The 14,642-nt window shown below is 66.4% G+C and carries 13 protein-coding genes; 5 read left to right on the top strand and 8 right to left on the bottom strand.

Features of this window, described 5'->3' with window-relative positions; all coding sequences use genetic code 11:
- Nucleotides 1-109: 109 nt before the first annotated feature.
- From A9J21_RS20900 to A9J21_RS31670, 6 genes are all read right to left on the bottom strand, one after another.
- On the bottom strand, nt 110-1,252 hold the full coding sequence (locus tag A9J21_RS20900) for a BMP family ABC transporter substrate-binding protein (protein ID WP_066739076.1): 1,143 nt from the start codon (nt 1,250-1,252) through the stop codon (nt 110-112).
- Nucleotides 1,253-1,354: 102 nt separating this feature from the next.
- Nucleotides 1,355-2,275: an ABC transporter permease gene (locus A9J21_RS20895; RefSeq protein WP_066739075.1), complete on the bottom strand. Its 921-nt coding sequence runs from the start codon at nt 2,273-2,275 to the stop codon at nt 1,355-1,357.
- A gap of 18 nt (nt 2,276-2,293) precedes the next feature.
- Nucleotides 2,294-3,388, bottom strand: coding sequence for an ABC transporter permease (locus A9J21_RS20890; protein WP_066739074.1), 1,095 nt, complete (start codon nt 3,386-3,388; stop codon nt 2,294-2,296).
- Nucleotides 3,381-4,949 (bottom strand): ABC transporter ATP-binding protein, encoded by a 1,569-nt coding sequence (locus A9J21_RS20885; protein ID WP_066739073.1) that lies wholly within the window; start codon nt 4,947-4,949, stop codon nt 3,381-3,383. Before A9J21_RS20885 ends, A9J21_RS20890 begins: the two co-directional genes overlap by 8 nt.
- A gap of 299 nt (nt 4,950-5,248) precedes the next feature.
- Nucleotides 5,249-6,157 (bottom strand): pirin family protein, encoded by a 909-nt coding sequence (locus A9J21_RS20880; RefSeq protein ID WP_066739072.1) that lies wholly within the window; start codon nt 6,155-6,157, stop codon nt 5,249-5,251.
- A gap of 146 nt (nt 6,158-6,303) precedes the next feature.
- Nucleotides 6,304-6,531, bottom strand: a complete 228-nt coding sequence (locus A9J21_RS31670) for a hypothetical protein (RefSeq protein WP_156546049.1) — start codon at nt 6,529-6,531, stop codon at nt 6,304-6,306.
- A 291-nt stretch (nt 6,532-6,822) separates the two neighbouring features.
- Here A9J21_RS31670 and A9J21_RS20875 point away from each other — a divergent pair, with 291 nt between their 5' ends.
- Genes A9J21_RS20875 through A9J21_RS20860 form a run of 4 tightly spaced genes read left to right on the top strand, consistent with a single transcriptional unit; the run spans nt 6,823 to nt 10,367 of the window.
- Nucleotides 6,823-7,539, top strand: coding sequence for an ABC transporter permease (locus tag A9J21_RS20875; RefSeq protein WP_066739071.1), 717 nt, complete (start codon nt 6,823-6,825; stop codon nt 7,537-7,539).
- 8 nt (nt 7,540-7,547) lie between these two features.
- Nucleotides 7,548-8,489 (top strand): glycine betaine ABC transporter substrate-binding protein, encoded by a 942-nt coding sequence (locus A9J21_RS20870; RefSeq protein WP_066739070.1) that lies wholly within the window; start codon nt 7,548-7,550, stop codon nt 8,487-8,489.
- 10 nt (nt 8,490-8,499) lie between these two features.
- The gene (locus tag A9J21_RS20865; RefSeq protein ID WP_066739069.1) at nt 8,500-9,150 is read left to right on the top strand and encodes an ABC transporter permease; all 651 of its coding nucleotides are present in this window, start codon (nt 8,500-8,502) and stop codon (nt 9,148-9,150) included.
- A complete protein-coding gene (locus A9J21_RS20860; RefSeq protein WP_066739068.1) occupies nt 9,147-10,367 on the top strand; it encodes a betaine/proline/choline family ABC transporter ATP-binding protein in 1,221 nt (406 codons plus the stop codon). Before A9J21_RS20865 ends, A9J21_RS20860 begins: the two co-directional genes overlap by 4 nt.
- Nucleotides 10,368-10,445: 78 nt before the next feature.
- Here the strand turns inward: A9J21_RS20860 and A9J21_RS20855 are convergent, their stop codons facing one another.
- Nucleotides 10,446-12,023: an aldehyde dehydrogenase (NADP(+)) gene (locus A9J21_RS20855; protein ID WP_066739067.1), complete on the bottom strand. Its 1,578-nt coding sequence runs from the start codon at nt 12,021-12,023 to the stop codon at nt 10,446-10,448.
- 212 nt (nt 12,024-12,235) lie between these two features.
- Nucleotides 12,236-12,985, bottom strand: coding sequence for a FadR/GntR family transcriptional regulator (locus A9J21_RS20850; protein WP_066739066.1), 750 nt, complete (start codon nt 12,983-12,985; stop codon nt 12,236-12,238).
- A gap of 276 nt (nt 12,986-13,261) precedes the next feature.
- Here A9J21_RS20850 and gudD point away from each other — a divergent pair, with 276 nt between their 5' ends.
- Complete coding sequence (gene gudD / locus A9J21_RS20845) at nt 13,262-14,620, top strand: glucarate dehydratase (protein ID WP_066739065.1); 1,359 nt, start codon at nt 13,262-13,264, stop codon at nt 14,618-14,620.
- Nucleotides 14,621-14,642 lie beyond the last annotated feature (22 nt).

Genomic DNA, 14,642 nt, shown 5'->3' with positions numbered 1-14,642 from the left:
TAGCTTGGGCCGATGAAAGCAGATTCAAGTTCCTGTTGTTTTCTCTCCCCTTCCGCCGGGCGATGTACCGGCAGGAGGGGAGAGCGGGCTACAGCCCGGCAGGCGTCAATCAGCCCGGCACGTTGCCTTCCACGCCCTCGACGTAGAACTTGACGTTGTGCAGGAAGGCGTCGTCGGCCACGGCGCCGCCGGCCACCTGTTCCTTGCCGGCGTTGTCCTTGATCGGACCCTTCCAGATCGGCGCGCTGCCGTCGACGATGCCCTTCTTGCGCTCTTCCACCAGCGCCTTGACGTCTTCCGGCACCACGGCGTTGAAGCCCTTCAGGTCGATCATGCCTTCCTTCAGGCCCCACCAGATGGTGCTGTTCTTCCACTGGTTATTGAGCACGTCTTCCACCACCTTGTTGTAGTAGACGCCCCACGAGATCACCGATGCCGCCAGGTGGGCCTTCTCGCCGAACTTGCTCATGTCGCTGTCCCAGCCGAATGCGTACACGCCTTTCTCCTGCGCGGTCTGCACCACGGCGGCGGAATCGGTGTTCTGCATCAGCATGTCAACGCCCTGGCCGATCAGCGTCGTGGCGGCTTCACGTTCCTTGCCCGGATCGAACCACTTGTTGACCCACACCACCTTGACCGTGGCCTTCGGGTTCACCGAGCGGGCGCCCAGCGTGAACGAGTCGATGTTGCGGATCACTTCGGGAATCGGTACCGATGCCACCACGCCCATCTTGCCGGTCTTGCTCATCTTGCCGGCCACCACGCCCGCCAGGTACGCGCCTTCATAGGTGCGCACGTCGTACTGGGCCAGGTTGTCGGCGGTCTTGAAGCCCGTGGCGTGTTCGAACTTCACGTCCGGGAATTCCTTGGCGACCTTCAGCATCGATTCCATGTAGCCGAAAGTGGTGCCGAAGATCAGCTTGTTGCCCTGGCTTGCCAGGTCGCGGAACACGCGCTCGGCGTCGGCAGCGGACTCGGGCACGTTCTCCACGTACGTGGTCTTGACCTTGTCGCCGAACTTGGATTCCACGGCCTTGCGGCCCGCGTCGTGCGCGTACGTCCAGCCGGCGTCGCCCACCGGCCCGATGTAGACGAAGGCCACCTTCAGCGGTTCGCTGGTGGCAGCGGCGGGGGCGGATGCCGGCGCGGCGGTCTCGGCCGGCTTCTCGGCTTCCTTCTTGCCGCAGCCGGCCAGGGCCAGCACGGCGGTGGCGGCCAGGGCCGCCAGCGTGGTCCTGCGTGTCACGATCATTCGATCTCTCCTAGTAAGACGTCTTCTGTGATGTGGTTGTACTTCGGATACTGCTGTTTTTTTAAGACTTCGGTGATGCGGTACAGAGGTGTTCAGCGGTGTTCAGGTGCTGCCGGGACGGAACGGCTTGCCCAGCGACGCGGGCATGTTCAGGCGGATCCAGGCCGGGTTGCGCGAAATCAGGGCCAGCACGACGATAGTCGCGGCGTACGGCAGCATCGACAGGAACTGCGACGGCACCGACACGCCAATGCCCTGCAGATAGAACTGCAGGATCGTCACGCCGCCGAACAGCCACGCGCCCACCAGCACGCGTCCCGGCCGCCAGGTGGCGAAGGTGGTCAGCGCCAGCGCGATCCAGCCGCGGCCAGCCACCAGGTTCTCCACCCACATCGGCGTGTACACCAGCGACAGGTAGGCCCCCGCCAGTCCGCAGCAGGCGCCGCCGAACAGCAGCGCGCCAAAGCGGATCCAGCGCACCGGATAGCCCAGCGCGTGCGCCGATTCTGGCGATTCTCCGATGGCGCGCAGCGTCAGGCCGGCGCGCGTGCGGAACAGGAACCACATGATGGCAAAGCACAGCAGCAGGCTGAAATAGACCATCCAGTGATGCTGGAAGAACGCCGGGCCGATAAACGGGATATCGGCCAGCCCCGGAATGGCGCTGGCCCTGGCCGGCATCGCATAGCCGACAAAGCGCTGCGCCATGAACGCGGACAGGCCCGTGCCGAAGATCGACAGCGCCAGTCCCGTGGCCACCTGGTTGGTGGCCAGCACCAGTGCCAGCCACGAGAACAGCGTCGCCATCAGCATGCCGGCACCGGCCCCGGCGACAAAGCCGAGCAGCGGCGATTGCGTCTGGTAGCCGACCATGAAGCCGAACGCGGCAGCCACCAGCATCATGCCTTCGGCGCCCAGGTTCAGCACGCCGGCGCGCTCGTTGACGAGCAGGCCCAGTGCAGCCAGCAGCAGCGGGGTGCCGGCGTTGATCGCGGTGGCGATGAGGGGAGCAAGTTGTTCCATATTGTTCTCAGCTCCGGATCAGGCGGCACGTGCGCGCCAGCGCAGGTGGTTGTCGATCAGTGTGTCGCAGGCCAGCAGGAAGAACAGCAGCATGCCCTGGAACACCCAGCCCAGTGCCGACGGCAGGCCCAGGCGCGATTGCGCCATTTCGCCGCCGATATAGAACAGCGACATCACGATGCCGCCGAACACGGCGCCCACCGGATGCAGCCGGCCCACGAAGGCCACGATGATCGCGGTAAAGCCATAGCCGGGCGAGATCGACGGCAGCAGCTGGCCGATCGGGCCGGTCACCTCGAACGCGCCGGCCAGGCCGGCAAAGGCGCCCGAGATCATCAGCGCCGTCCAGAGCGCGCTGCGCGACGAGAAGCCGGCATAGCGCGCGGCCAGCGGCGCGGTGCCACCCACCTGCAGGCGGTAGCCGGCAAAGCTGCGGAACACGAAGACGGTCATGATGACCACCAGTACCAGCATCACGGCAAAGCCCATGTGCAGGCGCGACCCTGGCAGCAGGTTGGGCAGCAGGAACATCGACGAGAACACCTTCGACTGCGGGAAGTTCATGCCGTTGGGGTCCTTCAGCGGGCCGTTGACCACCCATAGCAGCAACTGCTGGGCGATATAGGTCAGCATCAGCGACACCAGGATCTCGTTGGCGTTGAAGCGATCCTTCAGCAGTGCCGTGAGCGATGCCCAGAGCATGCCGCCGACGCAGCCGGCCAGCGAGGCCAGCACCAGCACCGCCGGGCCGCTCCAGGTGGAGCCCGGGGTGTCGAACCACAGCACCGTGGCGCCGGCCAGGATGCCGCCGGCAATCAGCTGCCCATCGGCGCCGATATTCCAGACGTTGGCGCGATAGCAGACCGACAGCCCAAGTGCGCACAGCACCAGCGGCACGGTCTTGAGCAGCACCTCGCCAATCGCGCGCTTGTCCTTGAGCGGATCGACCAGAAACACCTTGAGACCCGCCACGGGGTCCTTGCCCAGCGCCAGGAACAGCAGCGCGCCAAACAGCAGCGTCAGCACCAGGGCGAATACGGGCGAGGCATAGGCCATTGGGCGCGACGGCACGCCGCGCGGGGCCAGCACAATGGGAGATAGCACTTTAGCCATGGCTCGGCACCTCCTCGGCGGCGTTGCCTTGCCGGCTGGCCGGCCCGCCTTCCCAGAGGCCGCTCATCCACAGGCCCACCTGCTCGCGCGTGGCGGTTTCCACGGGAATCGACGGCGACAGATGGCCCTTGGCGATCACGTGCAGGCGGTCGCAGATCGCGAACAGTTCATCGAGTTCTTCGGATACCACCAGCACCGCGCAGCCGGCGGCCTTGAGAGACAGGATCTCGTTGTGGATCTGTGCGGCGGCGCCGACATCGACGCCCCAGGTGGGTTGCGCCACGATCAGCACCTTCGGACCGGCCTCGATCTCGCGGCCGACGATGAATTTCTGCAGATTGCCGCCGGACAGGCTGCGCGCCAGCGCGGCGGGACCGCTCGCCTTGACGCGGAAGCGGTTGATGATGCCGGCCGCCAGGCCTTCGGCCGCCTTGGGCGACACCAGGCCGCCCTGCACATAGGGCGGCGTCTGGTGCGACAGCCAGATGTTCGACGCCAGGCTCATGCCCGGCACCGCGCCACGGCCGAGCCGTTCCTCGGGCACGAAGGCCAGGCCCGCGCGGCGGCGGCCGCGTGCGTCGAGCCGGCCCACGGGCTTGCCGGCCAGGTCGATGGCGGCACCGGCCGTGCGCGCATCCTCGCCAGACAGCGCCGCCAGCAGTTCCTGCTGGCCGTTGCCCGACACGCCAGCAATGCCGACGATCTCGCCGGCATGCACGTCCAGCGCAATCTGTTGCAGTTCTGTCGCAAACTGATGCGCGCGCGGCATCGACAGGTTGCGCACCGACAGCTTTACCGCGCCGCGTTCGGTGGCCACGCGGGCCTCGCGCGGCGGTTCGCCGCCGATCATCAGCCGCGACAGCTCGGCCGCGCTTTGCTGGCGCGGGTCACAATTGCCGGTCACCCGGCCCATGCGCATCACGGTGGCGTGGTGGCACAGCGCACGGATTTCATCGAGCTTGTGGCTGATATAGAGGATGCTGGTGCCCTCGGCGGCCAGCTGGCGCAGCGTGACGAACAGCGTTTCCACGGCCTGCGGCGTCAGCACCGACGTAGGCTCGTCGAGGATCAGCAACTGGGGATTGGCAAGCAGCGCACGCACGATTTCCACGCGCTGGCGCTCGCCCACGGACAGCGTGTGCACGTGCCGCTGCGGCTCCAGCGGCAGGCCGTAGCGCTCGGCCGTGGCGCGGATGCGTTCGGACAACTGCTTCATGTTGCCGGCATCGGCGGGCGACAGGCCCAGCGCGATGTTCTCGGCCACGGTCAGCGTGTCGAACAGCGAGAAATGCTGGAAGACCATGGCGATGCCCAGGTTGCGGGCATCGTGCGGGCTGGCGATGGAAACCGGTGCCCCGTTGAAGTGCATCTCGCCGGCGTCGGGACGTACCGCGCCGAAGATGATCTTCATCAGGGTGGACTTGCCGGCGCCGTTTTCGCCAAGGACGGCGTGGATCTCGCCGGGGGCGACGGTCAGGCTGACGTCGTCGTTGGCGGTCACGCCGGGATAGCGCTTGGTGATATGCGCAAGCGCCAGCCTGGGGGGTAGTTGTGATGTCACTAAGGCGGCTCGAATTGTTGTGGCAGCAACGTTCTGTTCAGGCACGTGACAACGGCTGTGCGTGGCGCAGCATCGCCGCGCGGCAGGTCGTCATCATCATGGATGCGTGATGCCCGTAATTTTGGGTGGATTATATAAGTGCGTGGGGGTCGGGCGGACCACTTTGGGCCTCCAGCCGTGCCCCACAACGGATACGGGGAGGTTGCAAGTCGCGTGCCGGCCACACCCGCAAAGAAAAACCGCCGCGCTGCCGGTCAGGGCAGGGCGGCGGTCAGGGTTGACCCGGATCAGTGCGTGTGTCAGGCGGCGCTGGCAGGGATCGTCGCAAACCGGCCATCGCGGAAATCGGCCAGGGTCTGGTAGATCTGGTCCTGCGTGTTCATCACGAACGGGCCGTACTGCGCGATGGGCTCGTTCAGCGGCTGGCCCGCGATCAGCAGGAAACGGGTGTCCTCGCCGGCGGTGACAACCACCCCGTCGGACCCGCCGGCATTGTCCAGCACGCCCATGCGCTGAGCTTCCACCACGGCGTCGCCAATCGTCACGGCGCCGCGATACACATACACAAAGGCGTTATGCCCGGCCGGCAGGGCCTGCGCGAACGACTGGCCGGCCGGCAGATGCACGTCCAGGTACAGCGGCTGGGTGACCGGGCGCGTCACGGCGCCGGCCACGCCATGCGAGGCGCCGGCCAGCACGCGCACGGTGCCGCCCGACGGCAGTTCCACGGTGGGAATCGCCGCTGCCGGCATGTCGCGATACCAGGGCGTGGTCATCTTGTCCGCCGCCGGCAGGTTCAGCCAGAGCTGGAAGCCTTCCATGCGGCCGTCTTCCTGCTCGGGCAATTCCGAATGCACCACGCCGGAGCCCGCCACCATCCACTGCGCGCCGCCGTTTTCCAGCAGGCCTTCATGGCCGGCGCTGTCGCGGTGGCGCATGCGGCCGGCCAGCATGTAGGTGATGGTCTCGAAGCCGCGGTGCGGATGATCGGGGAAGCCGCCGATGTAGTCGTCCTTGTTGTCGGTGCCAAAGGCGTCGAGCATCAGGAACGGGTCCAGCCGGCGTTGCAGGTTCTGCGTCAGCACGCGGGTCAGCTTGACGCCGGCCCCGTCGGACGTGGCGATGCCGCGAACCACGCGATCCACGGTGCGCGAGCGCTGCACGGTTTCCGTGGCGGTGGCCGGAACGGTGGCGATACGGGTGGTCATGTCGAATCTCTTGTTGGGACGGCCGGGAGCGATGTCGTCGGGCCGTCGTGTCTACCCCCTCAATTTAAGGGTTTGGCGATAAAGCGGTAGAGGGCCGGCGGGCAACAGATTGTTTCGTGGGTGGAACGAGTCGGCCGGAATCGGCGTCACGGATGCAACGAATCCTGGCTCGGAATTTTCCCGCGAAACCCTGTTATTTCGGAGACGGAAACGGTGAAGATGACAGGATCGCAGAAGTTGTGTAGAATAGCGGTCTCTTTGTCATCCGTTGCCAATAATTGCTGTGGATCGGCCTGTGCCCCGAATCCCCGCAATCCGTTGTCTGGCAACGGCCGATTGACCGGCGGCGCCATACCGAAAGCGCGTTTTGACACGACATCAGTCGCCGCCACTGGCCAACCCCTCAGGGTTGCGCCGCTCCTGCGGGTTTGGGCTTCATGCCTGGACCCCATCAATCGGGTGTTTCGCTGGCCTCCAGGCCGGTGCCACACCCAAAAGTCCGTCCGCTGGCAATCGTGCCGGTCATGGCGGCAAGGCAATCTGAACCAGGGCCCCGGCGGGCACCCCCATCGACATTTCCGCCGGCCCATTTGTTTTCCGCATCCGGGATGTGGTGATTCATGCATTTCGCATGGTTTTCCGCGCCGGGGTTGGAGAGGGGAAATATGTCAAAACGAACCATCCGGGCGTTGGCCTGGGGGGGCGTCGTTACCGTTGCGCTGGCCGGACTGGTCGCGTGGATCGGCATTGACGTCATCCACCAGTACCAGGACCGCCTGTTCTACGACGTGGCCGACCATCTGCGCCTGGTGGCGATCTCGATGGCACTGGCGCTGCTGACCGGCGTGCCGGCCGGCATTGCGCTGAGCCGCCCCTGCATGCGCCGCTGGGCCGACCGCCTCATGCAGGTGTTCAACATCGGCAATACCGTGCCGTCGCTGGCCGTGCTGGCGCTGGCGCTGGCCGTGCTGGGGATCGGCGAGCGTCCGGCGATCCTGGCGCTGTGGCTGGCCTCGCTGCTGCCCATCGTGCGCAACACCTACGAAGGGCTGCGCACCGTGTCGCCGGCGCTCAAGGAAGCCGCGCGCGGCATCGGCATGACGCCGTGCCAGCGCCTGGTGCGCGTGGAACTGCCCAACGCGCTGCCCGTGATTCTGGCCGGCGTGCGCATCAGCCTGGTGATCAACGTGGGCACCGTGCCGCTGTCGTTCCTGATCGGCGCGAACAGCCTGGGCGAACTGATCTTCCCGGGCATCTACCTGAACAACCAGCCGTTGCTGTTGCTGGGTGCCGCCGCCACCGCGCTGCTGGCCCTGGCGCTGGACGCGCTGTTCGCCGCCGCCGGCCACGTCTACCTGCGTCGTCGCGGACTGGCGCAGTGAGGAATCGTATGAAATTCAAATCCGTGAATCGTCTGGCGGAAGGCCGCGTGTTCTGGCTGGCCACCGTCATCGGCATCGGGCTGGCTGCGCTGCTGTTGTGCACGGCACCGGCGCGCGCGCAGGAAGGCGCGGGCCCGGTGCGGGTGGGTGGCAAGAACTTCACCGAACAGCTGATCCTGTCGTCGATGACGACGCAGTACCTGAAGGCCAAGGGCATCGACACGACGCTGACGTCGGGCCTGGGCAGCACGCTGATGCGCGGGGCGATGGAATCGGGCCAGCTCGACGTGGTGTGGGACTACACCGGCACCGCGCTGATCGTGTTCAACAAGGTCGAGGAAAAGCTCGACGGGCCCGAGAGCTACAGGCGCGTGAAGGAACTGGACGCGGCCAAGGGGCTGGTCTGGCTCGACGCCTCGCAGGTCAACAACACCTACGCGTTCGCCATGCCGAAGGAGCGCGCCGGCAATATCCGCACGCTGTCGGCCTATGCCGAGAAGATGCGCGCCGAGGGCGAGGACAAGAAGCATCCGCTGGCCGTGGATATGGAATTCGCCGCGCGCCCCGACGGCCTGGGGCCGCTCAAGGGCGTGTACAAGCTGCCGTTCACGCGCAAGGATGTGATCCAGCTCGATCCGGGCCTGGTCTACACCGCGCTCAAGAACAACCAGGTGGACCTGGGCCTGGTCTACACCACCGATGGCCGGGTGAAGGGCTTCGACCTCGTGCTGCTGGAGGACGACCTGCACTACTTCCCGCCGTACAACGCGGCGCCCGTGGTCCGCAAGGCGGTGCTCGACGCGCATCCGGAACTGGCCGGCCTGCTCAATGCGCTGGCGGGCAAGCTCGACAATGCGGCGATGACCGACATGAACTACAAGGTCGACATCGACCAGCAACCCGTGGACAAGGTCGCAGGCGATTTCCTGCGCAGCCACGGCCTGATCTGAGGAGTGCCGCATGGATCTGCTGACTTACCTTCACCATAGCTGGCCGACGCTGCTGCGGCTGACCGCCGAGCATCTCGCGCTGGTGGGCTCGGCGGTGGGCATGGCCATCGTCATCGGGGTGCCGATGGGCATCCTGATCACGCGCCACCGTTTCCTGGCTACGCCGTTGCTGGCGCTTGCCACGGTGGTGCTGACCCTGCCGTCGATCGCGCTGTTCGGGCTGATGATCCCGATCTTCGCGCGTTTCGGCCACGCGCTGGGCTACGTGCCGGCCGTGACGGCCGTGTTCCTGTACTCGCTGCTGCCGATCATGCGCAACACGTACACCGCGCTGACCAATGTCGATGACGGCATCCAGGAAGCGGGCCGAGGCATTGGCATGACCACCTGGCAGCGCATGCGCCTGGTGGACCTGCCGCTGGCCGTGCCCGTGATCCTGGGCGGCGTGCGCACGGCAGTGGTCATGAACATCGGCGTGGCCACCATTGCCGCCATTATCGGCGCCGGTGGCCTGGGCGTGCTGATCCTGCAGGCGATCAGCCAGAGCAACATGAGCAAGCTTGCCGTGGGTGCCGTTCTCGTGAGCCTGCTCGCCATCGTGGCCGACGTAGCGCTGCAGAGCCTGCAGCGCGCCCTGACACCGAAAGGAATCCGACAATGATTGAACTCGACAAACTCACCAAGGCCTTCCCGCAGAAAGACGGCACCGAAGTGCGTGCCGTGAACGAGGTCAGCATGACCGTGCCGCGCGGCGAGATCTGCGTGTTCCTGGGGCCGTCCGGGTGCGGCAAGACCACCACGCTCAAGATGATCAACCGGCTGATCCAGCCGACGTCGGGCACCGTGCGCATCGACGGCGAGGACACCACCGGCATCGACGGCGTGACGCTGCGCCGCAAGATCGGCTACGTGATCCAGCAGATCGGCCTGTTCCCGAACATGACCATCGAAGAGAACATCATGGTCGTGCCGCGCCTGCTGGGCTGGAACAAGAAGCAGTGCCGCGAGCGTGCGCGCGAACTGATCCGCATGGTGCAGCTGGACCCGGACAAGATGCTCAAGCGCTATCCGCGCGAGCTGTCGGGCGGGCAGCAGCAGCGTATCGGCGTGATCCGTGCCCTGGCCGCGGACGCGCCCGTGCTGCTGATGGACGAGCCGTTTGGCGCCGTGGACCCGATCAACCGCGAAAGCATCCAGAACGAGTTCTTCCAGATGCAGCGCCAGCTGGGCAAGACCGTGATCATGGTGTCGCACGATATCGACGAGGCCATCAAGCTGGGCGACAAGGTGGCCGTGTTCCGTGCCGGCCGGCTGGTGCAGTTCGATCATCCGGATGCGCTGCTGGCCCATCCGGCCGATGATTTCGTGCAGGCCTTCGTGGGCCACGACAACACGCTCAAGCGCCTGCTGCTGGTGCGCGCTGGCGACGCGGCCACGATGCCGCCGAGCAGCCGCCCCGACATGACGCTGGCCGAAGCCTTCGGCGTGATGGACGATGCCGACGTGAGCCACCTGCCGGTGGTGGACGACTCGCAGCGCGCGCTGGGCTACGTGACGCGCCGCGACGTGCGCAATGCGCTGTCCAGGGGCGGCAACTGCGCCGACGTGATGCGCCAGTTCACGACCACGGCCGCATTCGACGAGCACCTGCGGATCGTGCTGTCGCGCATGTACCAGCACAACACGAGCTGGCTGCCGGTGATCGACGCAGAAGGCGTCTACCTGGGCGAAGTCACGCAGGAATCGATTGCCGACTACCTGAGCTCGGGCCGCTCGCGCGGCACGGCGCCGGTGATCCAGCCGCCGGTCAGCTCGCCGGTGGCAACCATCGGGCCGGCGCCCGTCGCGGCACCGCAGAAGGATCGCGTGGCGGCCTGAGCGGCCAGCACCTGATCCGCGCAAGCATAAAAAAACGGCCACGTAGTGGCCGTTTCTCATTGGGGCGGCAGTCGCGGATCAGGCGTGGCCGAGTTCGCCGTCCTTCAGGCGCCACAGCTTCAGCGGGTTGGCGTCCTTCAGCGCTTCTGGCAGCAGTGCGGCCGGGAAGTTCTGATAGCAGACCGGACGCAGGAAGCGGTCCAGCGCCGTGGTGCCCACCGACGTCGTGCGCGTGTCCGAGGTGGCCGGGAACGGGCCGCCGTGAACCATCGCGAAGCAGACTTCCACGCCGGTCGGGAAGCCGTTGAACAGGATGCGGCCCACCTTGCGTTCCAGGGCGGGCAGCAGCTTCGCGGCCACGGCCTGGTCGCCTGCATCGGCCTGCACCGTCGCGGTCAGCTGGCCTTCGAGGACGCGGGTGACGGCCACCAGGGCGTCGGCATCCTTGCAGACCACCAAGACGGTGGACGGGCCGAACACTTCGGCATGCATGCGGTGGTCGGCCACGAACTTGTCGGCCGACGTTTCGAAGAACACCGGGCGGGCCTGGTTCGGGCCCGTGGCGTCGATGCCGCAGGCGGCGCGGGTCAGGCCCGAGATTTCCGACAGTTGCGCCACGCCGCGCTCGAAGGCGGTGTGGATGCCCGGCGTGAGCATGGTAGCGGCCGGCTTGCCAGTCAGGGCGGCGTGCGCGGTGGCGCGGAATTTTTCCAGGGCCGGGCCTTCGATGGCCAGCAGCAGGCCGGGGTTCGTGCAAAACTGGCCCACGCCCATCACCAGCGAATCAACCAGGTCACGGGCGATCTGCTCGCCGCGTGCAGCCAGTGCCTCCGGCAGCAGGTACACCGGGTTGATGCTGCTCATTTCCGCATAGACGGGGATCGGCACCGGGCGGCTGTTGGCCACGTTCATCAGCGCCAGGCCACCGGCGCGCGAGCCCGTGAAGCCCACGGCCTGGATCACCGGATGCGCCACCAGCGACGTGCCGATGGCGTTGCCCACGCCTTGCACCAGCGAGAACACACCTTCGGGCAGGCCGGCATCGGCCACGGCCCTCTGAATCACACGACCCACCAGTTCCGACGTACCCGGATGCGCCGGGTGTGCCTTGGCAACGACCGGGCAGCCAGCGGCCAGTGCCGAGGCGGTATCGCCACCGGCCACCGAGAAGGCCAGCGGGAAGTTGCTGGCGCCGAACACGGCCACCGGACCCACGGCGATACGCTGCATGCGCAGGTCGGGGCGCGGCGGGGTGCGCTCGGGCAGGGCGCTGTCGAGCGTGGCGTCTTGCCAGCGGCCGTCACGCAGCACGCGTGCGAACAGGCGCAGCTGACCAGCCGTGCGGCCGCGCTCGCCTTGCAGGCGGGCGATCGGCAGGGCGGTTTCCAGATGGGCGCGCTGGATCAGTTCGTCACCCAGGGCCTCCAGGCCGGCGGCGATCGATTCCAGGAACGCGGCGCGTTGCTCGGGGGAGGTGGCGCGATAGGTGTCGAACGCGGCTTCGGCCAGTGCGCAGGCACGATCCACATCGGCTGCGGTGCTGCCCTGGTATGCGGGCTCCAGGCTTTCGCCCGTGGCCGGATTGATGCCGTAAAAGGTGGTTTCGGTGCCGCGAACGGCGGTGGCGCCGATCAGCATTTCGCCAGTCATCGTCATGATCTTGGGTCCTGCGGGAAATTTGGAAAGGACGGCCAGAACACCGTCACGCAAGGCAAAGGCAGCCAAGGGTGGCTGTCATGAAATTGCTGCAGCAGTGCGTCTCGCCCCGGAATGGTCGTCAAGCAACTCGTCGTAAGACATCATATGACATCGCGGGGCGCCTCGCAACCGCATCGCCCGGCCGGAAATGGTCAGGCGATGCATCGGTCTCAGGCCGGGGATCCGGCCGCCGCCGACGCCTTGCGCAGGCGTTCGCGGCTGTTGGTCAGGTGCATGCGCATGGCCGCCTTGGCGGCTTCGGGATCACGCCGCTCGATCGCATCGAAGATGCTCTCGTGCTCGAAGTTCACGCGCTCCAGGTATTGCTCGCGCTCGGGCTGGCTCACCTGCAGCCGGCTGCGCGGGATCACCATGGTGCCCAGGTGCCCCATGATGTCGGTGAAGTAGCGGTTGCCGGTGGCACGGGCGATCGACAGGTGGAATTCGAAATCAGAACCTACCGCGTCGCTGCCTTCGCCGGCGTTGCGCTTCATGTCGTCCAGCGCGCGGCGAATGGCACGCAGCTGTTCGTCGCTGCGGCGCGTGGCGGCCAGGCTGGCGGCCTCGGCTTCCAGGCTCACGCGGAATTCGAGCATCGCCAGCACATCCATGGCCGTGACCATTGCCGACGGATCGATGCGGAACGGCGAATGGGTCTCAATGGGGCGATTCAGCACGAAGGTACCGATGCCGTGGCGCGTTTCCACCAGGCCGCTGGCCTGCAGGCGCGACAGCGCTTCGCGCACCACGGTGCGGCTCACGCCGAGCGTGGCCATGATTTCGGATTCGGTCGGCAGCTTGTCGCCCGGCTTGAGCTGGCCTTGCTGGATGCTCTCGGTCAGGTTGCCGACCACTTCTTCAGCAAGCGTGCGGCCGCGGCGGCGCAGGGGAGCGGGCGAAGTCATCGAAGCGTTGGACATGGCGGGCAGGTGTTGGAACCATTGTGGGGATGACCCTGACGGCGGCATTGTTGACCGCGCAGGTACGCGCTCATTATACTGCGTCATAAGTCATACGACGACCGATAACGCACAGGAACTTGCAGGCGTGCAATCGTTGTGGCAGCACGACAGCGCCATCGGATCGGTCAGCTAATATATTAGCGTATGAGCAGAAGGCAGCAGGGCGCATTTCCGCACACATGAAGGGGAGCGCGATCCCGGCGCCCTAGAGACCAGGACTCGGAGACCATCCACATGAACGCAACTTCCCAAGCCGTGGGCCAATCGCATGCCGCGCCCGTCGTGACCGAACTGACCGTGGTGCCCGTGGCGGGCCACGACAGCATGCTGATGAACCTGTCCGGCGCACATGGCCCTTACTTCACCCGCAACATCGTGATCCTGAAGGACAGCGCGGGCAATACCGGCGTGGGCGAGGTGCCCGGCGGCGAGAGCATCCGCAAGACCCTGGAAGATGCCCGCCCGCTGGTGGTGGGTCAGGGCATCGGCCAGTACCTGGCCATCCTCAACAAGGTGCGCGAACAGTTTGCCAGCCGCGACGCCGGTGGCCGCGGCCTGCAGACGTTCGACCTGCGCATCACCATTCACGCCGTCACCGCGCTGGAAGCCGCGCTGCTGGATCTGCTGGGCAAGCACCTGCAGGTGCCCGTGGCGGCGCTGCTGGGCGAAGGCCAGCAACGCGACGCCGTGGAAATGCTGGGCTACCTGTTCTATGTGGGCGACCGCAAGAAGACCACGCTCGATTACCGCACCGAGCCGGGGGCCGACAACGCATGGTTCCGCGTCCGCAATGAAGTGGCGATGGATGCCCAGGGCGTGGTGCGCCTGGCCGAAGCCGCCTACGAGCGCTACGGCTTCAACGACTTCAAGCTCAAGGGCGGCGTGCTGAGCGGCGACGAGGAAATGGAAGCGATCATCGCCCTGCACGAGCGCTTCCCGAAGGCGCGCGTCACGCTGGATCCGAACGGCGGCTGGCTGCTGAAGGACGCGATCCGCCTGTGCCGCGACAAGCACGGCATCCTGGCCTATGCCGAAGACCCTTGCGGTGCCGAGGACGGTTATTCGGGCCGCGAGATCATGGCCGAATTCCGCGCCGCCACCGGCCTGCCCACCGCCACCAACATGGTCGCCACCGACTGGCGCCAGATGGGCCATGCGGTGCGCCTGCAGTCGGTGGATATTCCGCTGGCCGACCCGCACTTCTGGACCATGCAGGGTTCGGTGCGCGTGGCGCAGATGTGCTCGGAATGGGGCCTGACCTGGGGCTCGCATTCGAACAACCATTTCGACATCTCGCTGGCGATGTTCACCCACGTGGCTGCTGCCGCGCCGGGTCGCGTCACTGCCATCGACACGCACTGGATCTGGCAGGACGGCGAGCACCTGACGCGCAACCCGCTGAAGATCGAAGGCGGCCTGGTGCAGGTGCCCAAGACGCCGGGCCTGGGCGTGGAACTGGACATGGACGCGCTGGCGCGCGCCCACCGCCTCTATCAGGAAAAGGGCCTGGGCGCGCGCGACGACGCCATCGCCATGCAGTTCCTGATTCCCAACTGGAAGTTCAACAACAAGATGCCTTGCATGGTGCGCTGATCGACGTATCGGCCGCATGCAC

It is taken from the genome of Cupriavidus sp. D384, from assembly GCF_001652915.1.
Classification (GTDB): Bacteria; Pseudomonadota; Gammaproteobacteria; order Burkholderiales; family Burkholderiaceae; genus Cupriavidus.
This window is presented reverse-complemented; position numbering and strand designations above follow the sequence as displayed.